The sequence below is a fragment of the Lampropedia aestuarii genome, assembly GCF_004803635.1.
In the GTDB taxonomy this organism is placed as follows: Bacteria; Pseudomonadota; Gammaproteobacteria; order Burkholderiales; family Burkholderiaceae_C; genus Lampropedia; species Lampropedia aestuarii.
This window is the reverse complement of record NZ_SSWX01000023.1, coordinates 20,839-37,963: the sequence shown is the minus strand read 5'-3', so window position 1 is coordinate 37,963 and position 17,125 is coordinate 20,839. Positions and strand designations below refer to the sequence as shown.

Here is a 17,125-nt window from a genome sequence, read left to right as displayed (position 1 = left end):
CACGGCTTTGCTTCAATCTTCACTACGCGCTTGCTTTGAGTGCGCCATTTCAGGAAGTTTTATGTCACAGCAAAACAATGACAGCGAATCAGGGATCGCGCTGTTACTCGTCTCCAGTTTGATTGCCGCTACCGTGGTTGGCGTGGTCTGGTTTGGTGCGCACACTGTGCTGGCAAAACAACCAGTGGCAGCGGTTGAGGTGATTTCCTCGATTGCGGCAGGGACGGTGCCTGAGGCTGCGCATTCACAGCCATTTGTGATGGAGAGTGACACGCTGGCGCGTTATTACTTCACTCAAGACCAGGCGGCAGTGCCTGCGGATGGCCAAGCCCAGGTAGCGCTGGCCAAGCTGATTGAGCAGGCCAAGGCCGGCAGCGTGATCGTGTTGACCGCGTTCAATGGCCTGTCGCCTGCGACTGCGGCTCCTGAGGCGCTGGTCAATGACCGCATCGGTCTGGTGCGTGCCCAGTTGATGCGTTTGGGAGTGCCTGCCGAGAAGCTGGCTTTGGCTGGCACACAGACGGATGCGCAGAGCCAGGATTGGGCCCATGCACAGCGCATTGAGTTGCAGGTGCAGCCCGCTGGTGCAGCTGCTAATATTGCCGCAGTGCCACAGGCTGAGCCGCAGCAAGCCAATGCGGGCAATGACGGCCCTAGCGTTGCAGTGGAAGATGGGGTGGTGAAGTTCTACTTCGGTGTTGGCAGTGACAGCTTGGCCGATGGTGCTTCTGAAGCGCTGCTCGACGTGGTCGCTGCAGTCAATAGCGGCAAGCGTGCCGTGATTTCAGGCTTTACCGATGCTACAGGCGATGCGGCTGTCAATGAAGAACTGTCCAAAAAACGCGCTTTTGCGGTGCGCGACAAGCTGCTGTCATTGAATATTCCTGAAGACAAAATCGAATTGGAGCGCCCTCAGTCCAATACCGGCACCGGCAGCAACGCCCAGGCGCGCCGCGTGGAAGTGCGCATCGAAGACTGATGCCCTGCGCCCTCTGAGCGAGCCAAAAGAACCGGTTGATCCGGTTCTTTTTTTTTTCGCCTATCGTGGCGCCATCTGTTGGCTCTTTAGCGCGCTGTTTGGCTGGCCGGTTGTTCGGGCATGCATGGCCGGTGCACGAGTGCAGCCGCTGGAGTGCCTACAAAGTCAGCGGCAGGCTAGGGAGAATCCGGTCTATGGATTTGTTAAACAATTCATTACTATTGCAGTGAAAGTGCAAAATGGCAGTTGGTATTCCCAGTCCGGTTCGCCTTGGTCGGGCTGGAGGTATGCATAATGGTGAACAATGGTTGCGTGCATCGGTTAGCTGATGCGTAGACCAGCCCCTCTACATGATGGAAAGTCGTATGCGATGAGAGCTATCGGTAAAACAGAGCCAATGCAAGCCATCAAGGCCGCATGGCATGCAAGGTCCACCATTGCACACGAGTACCGAAACTTCTACCAGGCGTGGCGTAAAAACCCGAAGGCAGTCGGGGCTCTCGTGCCTTCTGGCACTGCGCTGGCCCGTGCGATCACGCAACACATTGAACCAGGCGCAGGGCCTGTGCTGGAGTTGGGCGTGGGCACGGGGGTGTTCACCCGGGCAATGCTGGCACGCGGCCTGGCGCAGCAGGATTTGATCCTGGTTGAGCGTGACTTGGCGATGGCCGAGGAGCTGCGCAGACAGTTTCCACACGCGCGCATCGTGACTGAGGATGCGTGCCGTTTGGAGCGCTTGAACGAGCAACAAGCCGATGCCATTCCACCGCTGGCAGCAGTAGTTTGTGGCTTGCCCTTGCTCAATATGAACAGCACACAACAATTGCGCATTGTGCGCAGCGTGTTTGCAGCCTTGCGGCCAGGCCAGTCGCTGTATTTATTCACGTATGGTTTGCGCTGCCCGGTACTTGCCGGTGTGCGCCAGCGCATGGGCTTGCAGGCCGAGCGTACCGACACGGTGCTGGCCAATGTGCCACCCGCCCATGTGTGGCGTTTGTGGCAGCAACCATAAGCGGCACAGTCACAACACTTGACAAATGCCCGCGTTGAGACTGTTTAAGCGCGTTTAAGCCGAGGCGGATGGCTGGGCTTGGCCAGCTTGCTCTAGCAAGGCCTGCACCTGCTTTTGCAGCTCTTCAGGGCTGGTATGGCTCGGCATTGCAGGGCCTATGTCCAGGCCAACGGGGCTGAACATGCCACGGCGAAATGGCTTGACCATTGCGACATTCTGGCCGTCACGCACTTCGATGCGTGAGAAGAACGAGCCCCACAGATTGGACAAGGCCATTGGCACGATTGGTGGGTTGATGCCTTCGGCCTGTACGTCTGTCACAATCTTTTGCAAGCCACGCCGAAAGCGTTGCAATTGGCCGTCTCGGGTGATCGCGCCCTCGGGAAAAATGCCGACCAGATCGCCGTTGCGCAAGGCCTCAGCGGCTTTGGCAAAGGCGGCTTCAAAGGCGGCTGGGTCTTCGCGCTGCGGCGCAATCGGGATCGCCTTGGCCATGCGGAAAATAATGCCCAGCACCGGGTTGCGAAAAATCCGGTAGTCCATGATGAAGTAAATCGGTCTGGGACTGGCGGCCATCAGCAACACGGCATCGACAAAGCTCACATGGTTGCACGCCAGAATGGCCGGGCCTGCGGCGGGTATGTTCTCGCGCCCGCGGATGCTGAAGCGGTAGACCAAATGCGTGAGAATCCAGGCTACAAAACGCAGCAAATACTCGGGCACTAGCAAGAAGACATAGGCGCCGACAACTGCATTGGCAAGGGCCAGCACCAGGAAGATTTGCGGAATGCTCAAGCCCCATTGCAGCAGCAAACCCGTCAGAATGGCGCTGGCAATCATGAACACGGCGTTGAGAATATTGTTGGCGCCGATGATGCGGGCGCGGTGCGATGGCTGCGAGCGCATTTGCACCAGCGCATACATCGGCACGCTGTAAAGTCCGGTGAACAGGCACAGCAGCAGCAAATCGACCATCACACGCCAATTGGCCAGGGAGCTGGCGAACTCTGCCACGCTCAGCAAATGGCCCGGATCGGGCAAATGGCGTGTGGCGAAATACAAATCCACTAAAAACACACTCATACCCAGGGCGCCTACCGGCACCAGGCCAATCTCAACTTGCTTGTGCGAGAGCACCTCGCACAGCAGCGAGCCGATGCCGATACCAATCGCAAACACCGCCAGCAGCAAAGAGGCGACCTGGGTATTGCCGTACAGCACTTCCTTGGCAATGACTGGGAACTGGCTCATCAGTACCGAGCCGACAAACCACATCCAGCTGATACCCAGCACCGAGCGAAACACCACAACGTTCTGGCGCGCAATGCTGAGGTTCTTCCAGGTCTCACTGAACGGGTTCAGGTTGATGCGCAGCCCAGGATCGGTCGCCGCCATCGTTGGAATGCGGGTGCTGCTCCAGTAACCGACCATCGCCAGCACCATGCAGCCAGTGGCGACATAGATGCGACCTGCGCTGCCCGCATCAATCAGGACGCCACCTACCAGGCTACCCAGCACGATGGCGACAAAGGTGCCCATCTCGATCATGCCATTGCCACCGGTCAATTCGGCGGGGCGCAGTTGCAGCGGCAAATACGCGTATTTGACCGGGCCAAACAGCGTGGACTGCAAGCCCATTAAAAAGATGCACAGCAAGAGCACGGCGATCCAGTTGAAGAAAAAGGCCACCGCCGCCAGCACCATGATCGCGACTTCCAGCAACTTGAGACGCCGAATAATCAACTGGTGCGGGTATTTGTCGGCCAGTTGGCCCGCAGTGGCCGAGAACAGCAAATACGGCAGTATGAAGACCGCACCAATCACCAGGCCTGCCATATGCGCTGGCAGCCAACTGATCGTCAGCTGGTAGGTGACCAAGACAGTGAAGGCGAACTTGAACAGATTGTCGTTGGCGGCACCGGCAAACTGCGTCCAGAAAAATGGGGCAAAACGCTTTTGTGCCAGCAGTTTGAATTGACAGACCTCTTTAGGGGCCAGTGGCTTGCTGGGGGCTTGGTTGCTTGGGTCTTGATTGGAGGCCATGGGAAAAAACAATGAGGCGGCAACAAAGAGAAGGGGCCGTCACAGCCCCACCATTCACACGCTACGGCAGGGGTGCGCAGGTCCTGCAAGGCGTACTGAGAAAGGCTCAGCCAAGTCGGCCTGAGCGTTATACAGCATTTGCAGCAAAGGCCAAGCGGCCAATGCAGCCAGAATGTGCTTGAGGCTGTGGCCCGAGAGCAAACCCGCAGTCACGGCAAACACGCCGTGGTCACCCAACTCGGCCAGTTTGGCCAGGCTGTACCAGGCAATCAAGGCGCCCAGTGGCAGCAAAGGCACAGCTGCCTGGCGCAAGGGCGAATGCCTTGGCTGGCAAGCAATCGCCAAGAGCAGCAGCATGCCGCCAGCTTGCAACACAATCCAGGGCGTGAAGTTGCCGGTCTTGCGCCAAATCCACAAAGCCAGCACGGCCGCGGCCAAGGTCAGCAACGCTGCCGTTGCAGCAGTCAATGCGCCATAGATTTGGCCCACTGCCAGTCCGATCACGGCAGCAAAAATCACGCCCATCGCCAGGCGGTCCCAGAACACACCCGCGTCATCGGGCTGCCAGTGGTAGATTGAGGAGGCCAGTGCCGTCACTGCAAAACCCAGCGCGGCAAGTGCCAATAACCAGCCCCACATCGGCAGTGGTTGTGCGCTGGTGTGGGCAAAGCGGCGCAATTGCCAAGCGATGGCCAGACCGGCCAGCAACAAAGGCAGGTTGCTCAGCACATCCATCGCATAAGGAATGCCCATGAGCGTGCGTGCATCGGCAAAGTCATGGTAGTGCGCCGCTTGCGGCAGCGCAGGCAATAAGGCTGCGGCCAGGCACAGCAAGACGCCCCAGCCCAACAAGAGCCAAGGACTGGCATGTGCGCGCTGCGGCGAGGCAAAGAAAGCAGGGTATGAAGACATGGCGAAGAAGACACGGTGCGTGGTCAGTGGACAAGGCCTGCAGTGTCTTCGCAATGGATCGAAAAGCAGTACGGAATTATCCAGACCGCGCTTTTTTGCAATGCCGAGTATCAATAATTGATACATTGGATGGAGTTTTTCAAATGCTGCGCATGCAAAGTCAGAGGGGAGCAAGCGATGGGGTCGAGTAAGGAATTGGTATTGGCGATTAAAAAAGAACTCAAAAGCAGCCAGATGACCTATGCAGATTTGGCGGCTGCGATGGACATGGCCGAGTCCAGCGTCAAACGCATGCTGGCCAAGGGCGATATGGCGCTGTCACGCATCGATGCGATATGCCAGGCGATGGGACTGGATTTTGTGGACTTGGCCAGACGCGTGGCCGACCAGCAGCCCATGATGGCCCAGCTCACACTGGAGCAGGAGCGCGTGGTCGTGGCCGATAAAAAGCTGCTGCTGGTGGCGGTGAATGCCATGAGCCTGTGGACGCTGGAGCAAATGGTGGCCGCCTACCAAATTAGCGAGGCCGAGTGCGTCAAATACCTGGCGCAACTTGACCGTCTGGGCATTTTGGAGCTGCGCCCTTTGAACCGCTACCGTTTGAAATTGGCCAAAACATTCAAATGGCGTGCCAATGGCCCGGTCATGCAATTCTTTCGTGAAAATGTGGCGCTGGATTATTTTGGCGGCCATTTTGCCCATGAGGATGAAGGCTTGTTTCTGGTGCATGGCAATATCAGCCGCGCTGCGGCGCCCGGATTGCTCGAGCGCATGCACAAGCTCGGCCAGGATTTTTCGACCCAGCACCTCAACGACCAAAAAGTGCCTCCCAGCGAGCGTGAGGGCTATACGATGGTTCTGGCCTTGCGCCGTTGGGAGTATGCGGCGTTTACGGCCTTGCGGCGCAAATAAAGGCTTGTGGCGGGGGATGGTTGAAGGCGTGGTATTTACGCGTTCTTTCAATGCATATGCGTGACTGGCGCACTGGCAGAGCAGGCCAGAGGCTATACTTTGAAACACTGGTGTGGCGCGGCTGTTGCTGGCTGCGCACCGCGATACACCGACAACTTCACTTCATAAAAGATTCTTGCAATGGCCGCCTCAGGGATTGATGCTGACAAACGCATGCAAACCACTTTTGAAAAAATCGCGATTCTGGGCAAGTACCAGATCACAACCTCGCAAGATGCGCGCAAGGCAGCCAGAGCCGTGGTCGAGGATGTAGCCCAGTTCTTGTTGCAGTTTGGCTGCGAAGTGGTGCTTGAGGCCGAATCCGCTATGAACCTCGACGTCACCGGCTACCCTTTGCTGACCCCGCGCCAAATTGGCGAGCAGTGCGGGCTGTGCATTGCAATTGGAGGCGATGGCACGATGCTGGGCATTGCCAGAGAGCTGGCGCCATATGGCACGCCTTTGATTGGTATCAATCAAGGGCGCCTGGGTTTTGTGACCGATTTGCCGCTCAACCATTACCAGGACCAGCTCGGGCCGATGTTGCACGGCATCTACGACCAGGATTTCAGGCCCTTGATCCATGCCACCATTGAGCGCGAAGGCAGGCAGATTTTCAATGGCCATGCGGTCAATGACGTCGTGGTCTCGCGCGGCGCCATGTCGGGCATGCTGGAGTTTCGCGTAGAGGTCGACGGGCAATTCGTCTCCAACCAACGTGCGGATGGCCTGATCATCGCCACGCCTACGGGCTCGACGGCTTACTCCCTGTCGGTCGGAGGCCCGATTGTGCATCCGGCCACCTCGGGTTGGGTGGTCGCACCGATTGCACCGCACAAACTCTCCAACCGGCCGCTGGTGCTGCCCGATAGCAGCCAGATCAGCGTGAAGCTGCTGTCAGGGCGCGATATGAGTGCCAAGTACGATATGCTCAATATGCCCGAGTTGCTCATTGGCGATACCTTGCATGTCAAGCGTTCGCAGTTCCGTGCACGCTTTCTGCATCCCAAGGGCTGGAATTATTTTGCGATGCTGCGCAACAAGCTCGGCTGGAATGAGGGGGGGAGCTGATGGCATTGCGACGTATGGTATTGCGCGACTTTGTGTTGGTGCAATCGTTGGAGCTGGATTTTCAAAATGGCTTCACGGTCCTCAGCGGCGAGACCGGGGCCGGTAAATCCATTTTGATCGATGCGCTGCAAATGGCACTGGGCGCCAGGGCCGAATCGGGTCTGGTGCGCGAGGGCGCACAACGCGCCGACATCGTTGCCGAGTTCGATGTGTCAGCCACTGCTGCAGCGGCGCTGCACCAATGGTTGGATGCACATGGCTTTGACACCCATGAAACCTTGATGGTGCGACGCACGGTCGATGTGCAAGGCAAGAGCCGTGCCTGGATCAACGGCTCGGTCGCCACTGTTGGCCAGTTGCACACGCTGGGCGAGAGTCTGGTCGACATCCACGGCCAGCATGCCTGGCAAAGCCTGATGCGGCCGCAGTCGGTGCGCAGCCTGCTCGATGCCTATGCGCAAGCCGACGACGGACCCACCCAGCAGGCCTGGCGCGACTGGCGCGCGGCCGTCGAGGCTTTGGAAGCAGCGCAGGCCAATGCCACACGCTTGCGCCAGGACCGCGAGCGCCTGCAATGGCAAATTGAAGAAATGGGCAAACTCGCGCCGCAGCAGGACGAGTGGGAGAGCCTCAACAGCCAGCATACGCGCCTGACGCATCTGCAAGACCTGCAACGCGCAGCCAGCCAGGCCTGGGCCTTGCTCGATGGCAGTGAGGGCGATACCGGCGCTGCGCAATTGCTCAGCCAAGCCGCAAGCACTTTGGCCGAGCACCGCGCGATTGAACCACAGTTTGGCGACTGGGAAAACACGCTGCTGCAGCTGTTAGACCAAGTGGCCGATGTCTCGCGCAGCTTGCGCGACTACGCCCAGTCACAGGAGTGGGATGCAGGGGATCTGGAAAGCCTGGACGCGCGTGTGAGCCAATGGCTGAGCCTGGCCAGACGCCACCGCCAAACCCCTGATAGCCTGCCGCAGTTGTGGGCCGACTGGAAGCAAGAGCTCAAGGCCTTGGATGCCGGCATTGATCTGGAGGCCTTGTCAGCGGCCGAGCAAGCCAGCAAGCAGGCTTTGTTGGCCGCTGCGGGAGTGTTGTCGCGCAAACGCCAGGCCGCAGCGCCGCAACTGGCCAAGGCCGTTACCGAGGCGATGCAAAGCCTGGGCATGGTCGGCAGCCAGTTCACCGTAGCGGTGCGCACGCTGGACGAGCCCCAAGCCCATGGTTTGGATGAAATCGAATTTTTGATTGCCAGCCATGCGGCAGGCGTGGCCAAGCCACTGAACAAAGTGGCCTCCGGCGGTGAGTTGTCGCGTGTGAGTTTGGCGATTGCGGTGTGCACCAGCCGTTTGGGCCTGACTGAAACCCTGGTTTTTGACGAGGTCGATACCGGCATTGGTGGTGCAGTAGCACACAGCGTTGGCAGCTTGATGCACCGCCTGGGCATTGACCGGCAGGTCTTGGCAGTGACGCACTTGCCGCAGGTGGCGGCATGTGCTGACCAGCATTTGCTGGTGCGCAAACACAAAACCTCCCAAAGCGTCAGCAGCATGGTTGTGCCGATTGAGGGCGATGCACGGGTAGAGGAAATTGCCCGCATGCTTGGCAGTGACCCAATGACCGATGCCAGTTTTGAGCACGCGCAAGAAATGCTGGCAGCAGGCAAGCAGGATGTGGCTGCCCTGGCTCGCCAGGGGGCAGGGCGCAAGGCAACGACAGCGAAACGGAGCAAACATGCGTGAACTCGTAGTGATGACCGGCATGTCCGGTTCAGGAAAATCCGTGGCTTTGAGCGCATTGGAGGATGCAGGTTACTACTGCATCGACAATCTGCCGCCGGAGCTGCTGCTGGCCAGCCTGGCGCTGGAGCGCAACCAGCGCATCACGCGCTTGGCAATTGCGATTGATGCGCGCAATGCCACCTCGCTGCCTTTGGTGCCGCATCTCCTGGAGTCGGTCAAGCAGCAGGGCGTGAATGTCCGTGTGGTGTTTTTGGATGCGTCCACCGATGCCTTGGTGCGGCGTTTCTCTGAAACCCGCCGCAAGCACCCGCTGGCCGCTGGCGAAGATGCCCATGGCGACGACGCCTTGGTGCAAATGATTTTGCGCGAACGCCATTTGATGGGCACTTTGCGTGATATGGCGTTTGTGATTGACTCCAGCCACACCCGTGCCGCCCAATTGCAGGCGAGCTTAAAACAATTTCTGGGTGTGGCGCGGGGCCATTTGACGCTGGTGTTTCAGTCGTTCTCGTACAAGCGCGGTGTGCCACGCGATGCCGATTACGTGTTTGATGTGCGTATGCTGCCCAACCCGCATTACGAGCCCAAGCTCAAGGCCTTGACCGGCATGGACCAGGATGTGATCACGTTTTTTGAGGGCCAGCCACTGCTGCTGGAGATGGAAAACGACATTGCCCACTTTCTGAAGAAATGGCTGCCCCACCACGTTGAGAACCACCGCAGCTATGTCAGTGTAGCGATTGGCTGCACCGGTGGACAGCACCGCTCGGTCTACCTGGTTGAGCGCTTGACCCAGGCGTTTGCCAAAGAGTGGGCGACGCTCAAGCGCCACCGCGAAATCGCCTTGCGCCAGGCGGGTTAAACCGTCTCAGTGGATTGCGTCGCCCAGCTTGGCTGGGCGATCAGGGCTTAGGGCCTGTTCATTATCTCAACGCAGTTGCGCAAGGCCCAACGCTTCAGACCCCTGGCGATGTGCTCAATGCTGCTCGTTGGCAAAGCCCGACAGGCCGCGGCGAATGGTTTGCCATGGCACATCGACTGCCCATGCCGCCGCAATGGATGCCATGATGTTCTCTACTTCAAAGCCAAGCGTGCCATTGCGCGTCAGTGGAATATCGCGTAGTGCGATGGTTTCGCGCCAAGCGCTTTCGGCCGCGACAATCGCATCCCCATCGACATAGACAACCCGGTTGCCTTGTGCGCGGTGGGTGAGCATGACCGGGTGGTGGCGGTCCGTGGCAAAAAAGATGACTTTGCCAGGACATACATGGGCCATGGCGGCTACCAGCGGGTCGGCGGCGTTCAGCACGGCGTAGCCGGTAGTGGCAACGTTTTGCACAACCACGCGTTTGAGCACGGCTTCGTCTTCTTTGGTGACGATGTAGTCCAGACCCTGGTACTCGCCATTACCGACATTGGTGATCACGGCTACCTGGCAGCGGTCAAAGCCCAGGCCTTCACGCAAAATGCCGCCGCGTGCGCATTCGAGCACGGCCGCATCGGTTTCGGGGTGTGCCAGCGCATTGCGCGCGCTGGCTGGGCCTGAGCCATCGCCGGTGTGGATCTGCCTGCCGTTGACAAAGACACCATCGGTCGTGCCCATGGCGGTGCGCCAGCCGTGCGAGGCGAACAAATGGGCAATGGCCCGGGTCGTGGTGGTTTTGCCCTTGGTGCCCGTTACTGCAACGACCGGAATTCGGCCATCATCGCCGGGGGCGTAGAGTTCATCCACCATGGGCTCGCCGACATGGCGCGGGCGCCCAAACGAGGGAGCAAGGTGCATGCGCAAGCCTGGGGCCGCATTGACTTCGACAATACCGCCGTTTTGCTCTTCCAAGGGCTTGAGCATGGTTTCACAGACCACATCGACGCCGCAAATGTGCAGGCCAATGATTTGCGCCGCCTCAATCGCACGGGCGGCGATTTTGGGGTGTACGTCATCGGTCACATCGGTGGCGCTGCCACCAGTCGACAGGTTGGCGTTGTTGCGCAGCACCACACGCTGGCCTTGTGCTGGCACGGACTCTGGCGTCAGGCCTTCGCTGGCAAGGCGGGCCATGGCGATGTCATCGAGGCGGATGGTGGTCAGCGCCGTGCCATGGCCGCTGCCGCGGCGCGGATCCTGGTTGACGATGTCGACCAGTTCACGAATAGTGCTCTGGCCATCGCCCAGCACTTGTGGTGGCTCACGGCGCGCTGCGGCCACCAGTTGTCGGCCTACGACCAGCAGGCGGAAGTCGTGACCGGGCAAATAGCGCTCCACCATCACGTCTTCGCTGAAGCCGCGGGCGACATGGAAAGCCTTTTCAAGATCCTCGCGGCTGGTGATGTTGACCACCACACCTTTGCCTTGGTTGCCGTCTTGCGGCTTGACCACCACTGGCAAGCCAATGGCTTCGGCCACCAGCCACGCATCGTGCACGTTCTTGACTGGGCGGCCTAGTGGCACCGGCACGCCAGCGGCATGCAGCAGGCGTTTGGTCAAATCCTTGTCTTGGGCAATCGATTCGGCCACCGCGCTGGTCGAGTCGATTTCAGCGGCCTGAAAGCGCCGTGCTTTCGAGCCCCAGCCCAGTTGCACCAAAGAGCCGCTGTTGAGTCGGCGAAACGGAATCCCACGCGCGATGGCGGCATGCACAATCGCTGCGGTCGAGGGGCCCATGCGCTCGTTTTCGTCGAGCTCGCGCAGCTCGGCAATGCAGGCGTCGAGATCGAACGGTGTGTCCTCCAGAGCGGCTTGAATCAGTTCCTCGGCGCGCTTTAAAGCCAGTGTGCCAACCGATTCTTCGGTGTACTCGACCACGACCTGGAAGGTGCCTGGCTGCACTGTTTCGTGGGTGCAGCTGAAACTGACTGTGCAGCCGGCCTGGATTTGCAGCGACAAGGCAGCGCGCTCCAGCACATGGGCCAGCGAGAGTGGCTGGTCAGCGCCCTCGGGCTGCAAGATGCCAATGGTGGGAAAGCGGGCACGCAGTTGCTCTTCAAAGCCAGCGATGGCGCTATAGCGCAGTTCGCTGTTTTCACAATGAACGATGGTTTCGATGGCGGTGCTGCGGGTCCACAGGTTGGGGCCACGCAGGGCGCGGCTGCGATTGATCTGCATTGTGTGTCTTTCAGCTGGATAGCACGTTATGGGTGTTTGGGGGACCAACGCTTGCGCGGTGAGTCCTCAGCAAGTGGGATGGGGGTGCGCGTGGCTTGGCTTAGTGAATTGCGTACTCAAAAGTTGTGATGCCAGCGCCAATCAGCTCGGGTGTGATATCGAGCGCCCATGCCGTCGCAATGGCTGCCAGCAAGGCCGATGTGTCTGGGCGGATGCCGCCAGAGAGCACCAATGCATCCAGCGTGCCCAATACGCGCTCTTGGGCACCCGTGGCCAATACGACTTGTGTGCCTTTGAGCAAGACTGCACGGCCGCCTGCGCGGCGCGCTTCGGTGTTGGCACGGTGTGCGGTGAGTGTTTCGTTGTCTGCGCTGCTCGCGTACAGAATCACCTCGCCATCGCACAACTCGGCCAGATCGGCGACCTCGGGCAGATCGGCATTCAAAACGCCCACGCCGTTGCTGAGCACTACATCAATTTGCGTGCGCATCACACGGCGCATCTGCCCAGGCTCCAGCACATCGTGGTCGGCCAGTGACTCAAAGCCATCCATGTCGGTGACCACACCGACCAGGCAGCGGTCGTAGGCCAGACCTTCTTCGAGAATTGAGCGGGCCGTGGTTTGAATCACAGCCGCTTGTACCAGGCTATTGGTCAGGATGCGCTCGGCACCGGCCCAGTTGCTGGCACTGCTGGGCTGGATCAGGTTGTTGGCAATGAACATGCCCTCGCTGCTGGCCACGCCGGTGTGTTTGCCAGACAGTTGCAGCAGCCAGCCGACTAGGCGGGCGATGAAGGCGTTGTCGCGTGTGCCGACAATGCTGGCAATCGGAATACGTCCGGCATCGCTGCCAGCGTCACGCGGGAACAGGTGGTCGGCAATGGCCATGCCAACTGGGCGGGGCGTGCCACTGGTCGGTTTCAGGTGCATCAACAGGCCCGGCCCTGCATTGACTTCCAAAATCGCGCCTTGGCCCAGCATAGGCTTGGAGACGTCTTTCAAAATCATGTCCATGCCGGCAATGTCCAGACCCACGATCTGGGCTGCCAGGCTTGCGTAGTAGGCGACATCAGGGTGCACATCGTCCAGGCAGTCAATCGCCATATTGCCATTGCGTTGCAGCAGCACCGCCTGGCCTTTGGCAATCACGCTATCAGGTGTGAGTTGCTGGCGGTTGAGTTCGAGTTTCACCGCACCAGCTTCCAGGTTGATCCAGTCCAGCGGGTATTCATGCTCGGGGCCGCGGCGTGGGTCTTGATTCAGGACTTCCACCAGCTGCTGCAACGTGGCCTGGCCATCGCCATACACCGAGACGGTTTCGCCTTTGGTGGCCGCAACCACTTGACCGCCAACCACCAGCAGGCGGTGCTCAACGCCATCGATGAATTTTTCGACAATCACCTGTGAGCCTTCCGGCTGTGCCAAGGCAAAGGCTGCCTTGATCTCCGCTTCTTCCGATAGATCCAGCGTGACACCACGGGCATGGTTGCCATCCGAAGGTTTGACAGTGACGGGGCAGCCAATTTTTTGCGCCACTTGCCAGGCCTCATCGGCCGAGGCGACGATCTGGCCTTCGGGCACAGGCACGCCGCAAGCGCTCAGCAGGCGTTTGGTGAAGTCCTTGTCCTGGGCGATGCCCTGGGCAATGGCGCTGGTCTCATCGCTCTCTGCAGTCCAGATGCGGCGCTGCGCTGCGCCATAGCCCAGTTGCACCAGGTTGCCGCTGTTCAGGCGGATATGCGGAATTCGCCGTGCGGTGCAGGCATCGACGATGCAGCCAGTCGAAGGGCCCAGATAGCGTTCGTTGATGGCGGTCTTGATTGCCTGGATTGCGGGTTTGAGTTCAAACGGCTCATCATTGATGGCGGCCATCAGCAGCTGGTGACCCCATTTCAAGGCCACACGGGCAACGGTTTCTTCTGGACAGCGAAACACCATGCGGTAGATGCCGCGCTTGGAGATTTCACGCGTCTGGCCAAACTCGGCTGGCATGCCCGCCAGGTTCAAGAGCTCAATGATCACGTGCTCCATCACATGGCCCATCCAGGTGCCGCCTTCGAGGCGCTGGATAAAGCCACCGCGCTCGCCGATGCCGCATGTATGCTCGATCAGGTCGGGCAGCCAGGCAGTCAGCCGTTCATTGAGACCGTCAATGGTGTTGGAGGGGAAGTCTTCAAGTTCTCCCAGATCAAGCCAGACTTCCAATACAGGGCGGTAGGTCCAGACACTGGGGCCACGCAAAAACGTGGTGCGCAATAGTTCAATGTTGTTGTATTTCGCCATGTCAGTCAGCTGTGGAGCGGGATTGGATAGAATTCTTTGCAATTTTGCCAATATATATATTCATTGTGACTCTTGTCAGCAGAAATAGCGGCTCACTCGTTAGTAAGAACAGTTAGAACAAGTTGTAGAGCAGGCTCTAAGCGTTTTTTAAATAGTTGGGCCTGCAGCGCCTGCGATGACCATGCCTTGGTTCGCGTGGCGATTGGCGCTGTTATCGGCGGAGAAAATTTTTTTACATGCAACATCACCATTTTGTGGATGCCTCGACCGTGTTTGCCAGCCCCTTGGGGGATGAATTGCGAGCCAAGCTCGCTGCTGATGAAAACGTATTAGCGCTGGTCCCTGTTGACCTGAACGCGCAATTGCAATATGCCCAAGGGCTTGTAGCGCTCACGCAGGCGCGCCTGCTGGCCTATGACGCAGCCTCCAAGCAGTGGAGAGAGTGGCCGTTGACCGGCGATCAAGTGTTGAAACTGCAGGACCACGGCGGCGTAGGCAATCTGGAGTTGAGCGATCAGAGCGCTCGCCTGGCCCAGTGGTTCATCACGTTGACACAACAGACATCGTTGTTGCAATTGGTTCAACAATTTGACAAGCAAAGCGAGCGCATTGCCAAAGGCGAAACTTATAGCCCGGTGGTGGTGGATGATGAGTCCCGCTGCCCGGCTTGCCACACGGTATTGCCACCTGAAACCGATGAGTGTCCGGTCTGTGCGAGTCGACAGGCACCGCATACCTCGACCTGGGTGCTGCTGCGTTTGTGGCGTTTTGCCAAACCCTACAAGCACCAGTTGCTGTTGGGTTTTGTGCTGACGCTGGCGACAACGGCTGCCCAGTTGGTGGCGCCGTATCTGACCATTCCGCTGATGGATAAGATTTTGATTCCGTTTCAGAATGGCGAAAAAATCGACCCGAGTTTGGTGAGCTTTTATTTGGGCGCCTTGCTAGTGTCGGCTATGCTGGCATGGGTGCTTGGTTGGGCGCGAACGTTTGTGCTGGCCAAGGTGTCCGAGCGCATTGGCTCGAATTTGCGCACTACCACCTACAACCACTTGCTGAATTTGTCGGTGGACTATTACGGCAGCAAGCGCACCGGCGACTTGATGTCGCGCATTGGTTCGGAGACGGACCGTATCAATCTCTTTTTGTCGGTCAACGCACTGGATTTTGCGACCGATGTGCTGATGATCATCATGACCTCGGTCATTTTGTTCTCGATCAACCCATGGCTGGCACTTGTCACACTGGTGCCTTTGCCGTTCATTTGCTGGATGATCCATCTGGTGCGCGACAAGCTGCGCACCGGCTTTGAAAAGATTGACCGCGTGTGGTCTGAGGTCACGAATGTGCTGGCCGACACCATTCCAGGCATCCGTGTCGTCAAGGCGTTTGCACAGGAAAAGCGCGAGTCCGCCCGTTTCGCCGATGCCAACCGCATCAACCTGGATGCCAACGACCGTGTCAACAAAACCTGGTCCTTGTTCACGCCGACGATCACCTTGCTGACCGAGCTGGGCATTTTGGTGATCTGGGCCTTTGGTATCTATTTGGTGGCCAACGACCAAATCACCGTGGGTATTTTGACCGCCTTTATTGCGTATATCGGCCGTTTTTATACGCGTCTGGACTCGATGAGCCGCATTGTCTCGGTCACGCAAAAGGCCGCTGCGGGGGCCAAGCGTATTTTCGACATCCTCGACCATGTCAGCAACGTGCCCGAGCCAGCCAGCCCGGTCAGGCTGCCTGGCAAGGCGCAAGGCGCCATCACGATGCAAGACGTCAGCTTCCGCTACGGCAGCCGCGCAGTGATCAAGCATTTGAACCTGGAGATCAGGCCTGGTGAGATGATTGGACTGGTGGGCCACAGCGGCTCGGGTAAAAGCACTCTGGTCAACCTGATCTGTCGTTTTTATGATGTCAGTGACGGCTCGATCCAGCTCGATGGCGTCGATATACGCCGCATGGCGGTGTCTGACTACCGCAGCAATATCGGTTTGGTGCTGCAAGAGCCGTTTCTGTTTTTCGGCACGATTGCCGAGAATATTGCCTACGGCAAACCCGATGCGACCTTTGAAGAAATTGTCGCTGCGGCGCGTGCGGCCCATGCGCATGAATTCATTTTACGCCTGCCACATGGTTACGACTCGCTGGTGGGGGAGCGCGGTCAGGGCTTGTCTGGCGGCGAGCGCCAACGCATCTCGATTGCGCGGGCCTTGCTGATTGATCCGCGCATCCTGATTTTGGACGAGGCGACCTCGGCCGTCGATACAGAAACCGAGAAAGAAATTCAGAAGGCGTTGGACAACCTGGTCAAAGGCCGCACGACCATTGCAATTGCCCACCGCTTGTCGACGCTGCGCAAAGCCGATCGCCTGGTGGTGATGGACCGTGGCGAGATTGTTGAAGTGGGCCCCCACGACGAATTGATGGCCCAGCTGGGCAGTTATTTCAGGCTCTACGACGCCCAAGCGCGCCGTGCAGAAGAAGATGCGCAAGCTGCTGGCCTGACGTTACAGAGCAAGGAATCGACATGATTGAAACGACACCCACAGATCTGGCCGGTATCCAGCTGGTTCGCAATGCCCATGGCCGTCTGGTGCTGACTTTGGCTGATGGCACTGTGCACACTGCGGTGACGCCTGTGCGCGCGTTTCCGCTTACAGCACCCACTCGCGGCCTGTCACTGGTGGCAACTGATGGCAAGGAAGCGCTGTGGGTTGCGCAGATGGATGAGTTGCAGCCCCAACACCGCCAATTGATTGAGCAGGACTTGGCTATTCGTGAATTTGTGCCATCGATTCAGCGCATCTTCAAAGTCTCCAGTTTTGCCACGCCCAGTACCTGGGACGTGCAAACGGACCGTGGCGATACGCAAATGGTGCTCAAAGCCGAGGAAGACATCCGCAAGCTGCAAGGTCGCACCAAACTGTTGATCACAGGCCAGGACGGTGTTCAATACCGTATTGCAGATACCACGCTGCTGGACAAACATTCGCGCAAGTTGTTGGAGCGGTTTTTGTGATGTTCGCAC

The 17,125-nt window shown here is 58.6% G+C and carries 11 protein-coding genes and 1 pseudogene; 8 read left to right on the top strand and 4 right to left on the bottom strand.

Features of this window, described 5'->3' with window-relative positions; translation table 11 throughout:
* Positions 1 to 61 precede the first annotated feature (61 nt).
* Together E8K88_RS18400 and E8K88_RS14980 are read left to right on the top strand one after the other, a co-directional pair.
* A complete protein-coding gene (locus E8K88_RS18400) occupies positions 62 to 979 on the top strand; it encodes an OmpA family protein (RefSeq protein WP_240754551.1) in 918 nt (305 codons plus the stop codon).
* A gap of 397 nt (positions 980 to 1,376) precedes the next feature.
* Positions 1,377 to 1,991, top strand: a complete 615-nt coding sequence (locus tag E8K88_RS14980; protein ID WP_168797353.1) for a class I SAM-dependent methyltransferase — start codon at positions 1,377 to 1,379, stop codon at positions 1,989 to 1,991.
* Positions 1,992 to 2,045: 54 nt separating this feature from the next.
* Here E8K88_RS14980 and E8K88_RS14975 read toward each other — a convergent pair whose 3' ends face one another.
* Entirely contained in the window at positions 2,046 to 4,034 is a 1,989-nt protein-coding gene (locus E8K88_RS14975; protein ID WP_136407484.1) for an MFS transporter, read from the bottom strand.
* A 54-nt stretch (positions 4,035 to 4,088) separates the two neighbouring features.
* Positions 4,089 to 4,946, bottom strand: a complete 858-nt coding sequence (locus E8K88_RS14970; RefSeq protein WP_136407483.1) for a hypothetical protein — start codon at positions 4,944 to 4,946, stop codon at positions 4,089 to 4,091.
* Positions 4,947 to 5,123: 177 nt separating this feature from the next.
* Here E8K88_RS14970 and E8K88_RS14965 point away from each other — a divergent pair, with 177 nt between their 5' ends.
* From E8K88_RS14965 to rapZ, 4 genes are all read left to right on the top strand, one after another.
* Positions 5,124 to 5,858 carry a helix-turn-helix domain-containing protein gene (locus E8K88_RS14965; protein WP_136407482.1) on the top strand — a complete coding sequence of 245 codons (735 nt, stop codon included), beginning with the start codon at positions 5,124 to 5,126 and terminating at the stop codon, positions 5,856 to 5,858.
* Positions 5,859 to 6,071: 213 nt separating this feature from the next.
* The gene (locus E8K88_RS14960; RefSeq protein WP_136407509.1) at positions 6,072 to 6,968 is read left to right on the top strand and encodes an NAD kinase; all 897 of its coding nucleotides are present in this window, start codon (positions 6,072 to 6,074) and stop codon (positions 6,966 to 6,968) included.
* Positions 6,968 to 8,707 (top strand): DNA repair protein RecN, encoded by a 1,740-nt coding sequence (recN, locus tag E8K88_RS14955; protein ID WP_136407481.1) that lies wholly within the window; start codon positions 6,968 to 6,970, stop codon positions 8,705 to 8,707. The genes E8K88_RS14960 and recN overlap by 1 nt, the downstream gene beginning before the upstream one ends.
* Positions 8,700 to 9,569, top strand: coding sequence for an RNase adapter RapZ (gene rapZ, locus E8K88_RS14950; protein WP_136407480.1), 870 nt, complete (start codon positions 8,700 to 8,702; stop codon positions 9,567 to 9,569). The genes recN and rapZ overlap by 8 nt, the downstream gene beginning before the upstream one ends.
* A gap of 123 nt (positions 9,570 to 9,692) precedes the next feature.
* Here the strand turns inward: rapZ and E8K88_RS14945 are convergent.
* Both E8K88_RS14945 and E8K88_RS14940 read right to left on the bottom strand, forming a co-directional pair.
* Positions 9,693 to 11,810 (bottom strand): annotated as a pseudogene (locus tag E8K88_RS14945) (cyanophycin synthetase); the annotation flags it as partial.
* Positions 11,811 to 11,910: 100 nt separating this feature from the next.
* Positions 11,911 to 14,094, bottom strand: coding sequence for a cyanophycin synthetase (locus E8K88_RS14940; protein ID WP_136407479.1), 2,184 nt, complete (start codon positions 14,092 to 14,094; stop codon positions 11,911 to 11,913).
* A 236-nt stretch (positions 14,095 to 14,330) separates the two neighbouring features.
* Between E8K88_RS14940 and E8K88_RS14935 the strand changes: the two genes are divergently transcribed.
* Both E8K88_RS14935 and E8K88_RS14930 read left to right on the top strand, forming a co-directional pair.
* Positions 14,331 to 16,628, top strand: coding sequence for a cyanophycin metabolism-associated ABC transporter (locus E8K88_RS14935; RefSeq protein ID WP_136407478.1), 2,298 nt, complete (start codon positions 14,331 to 14,333; stop codon positions 16,626 to 16,628).
* The gene (locus E8K88_RS14930) at positions 16,625 to 17,116 is read left to right on the top strand and encodes a cyanophycin metabolism-associated DUF1854 family protein (protein ID WP_136407477.1); all 492 of its coding nucleotides are present in this window, start codon (positions 16,625 to 16,627) and stop codon (positions 17,114 to 17,116) included. The genes E8K88_RS14935 and E8K88_RS14930 overlap by 4 nt, the downstream gene beginning before the upstream one ends.
* Positions 17,117 to 17,125 lie beyond the last annotated feature (9 nt).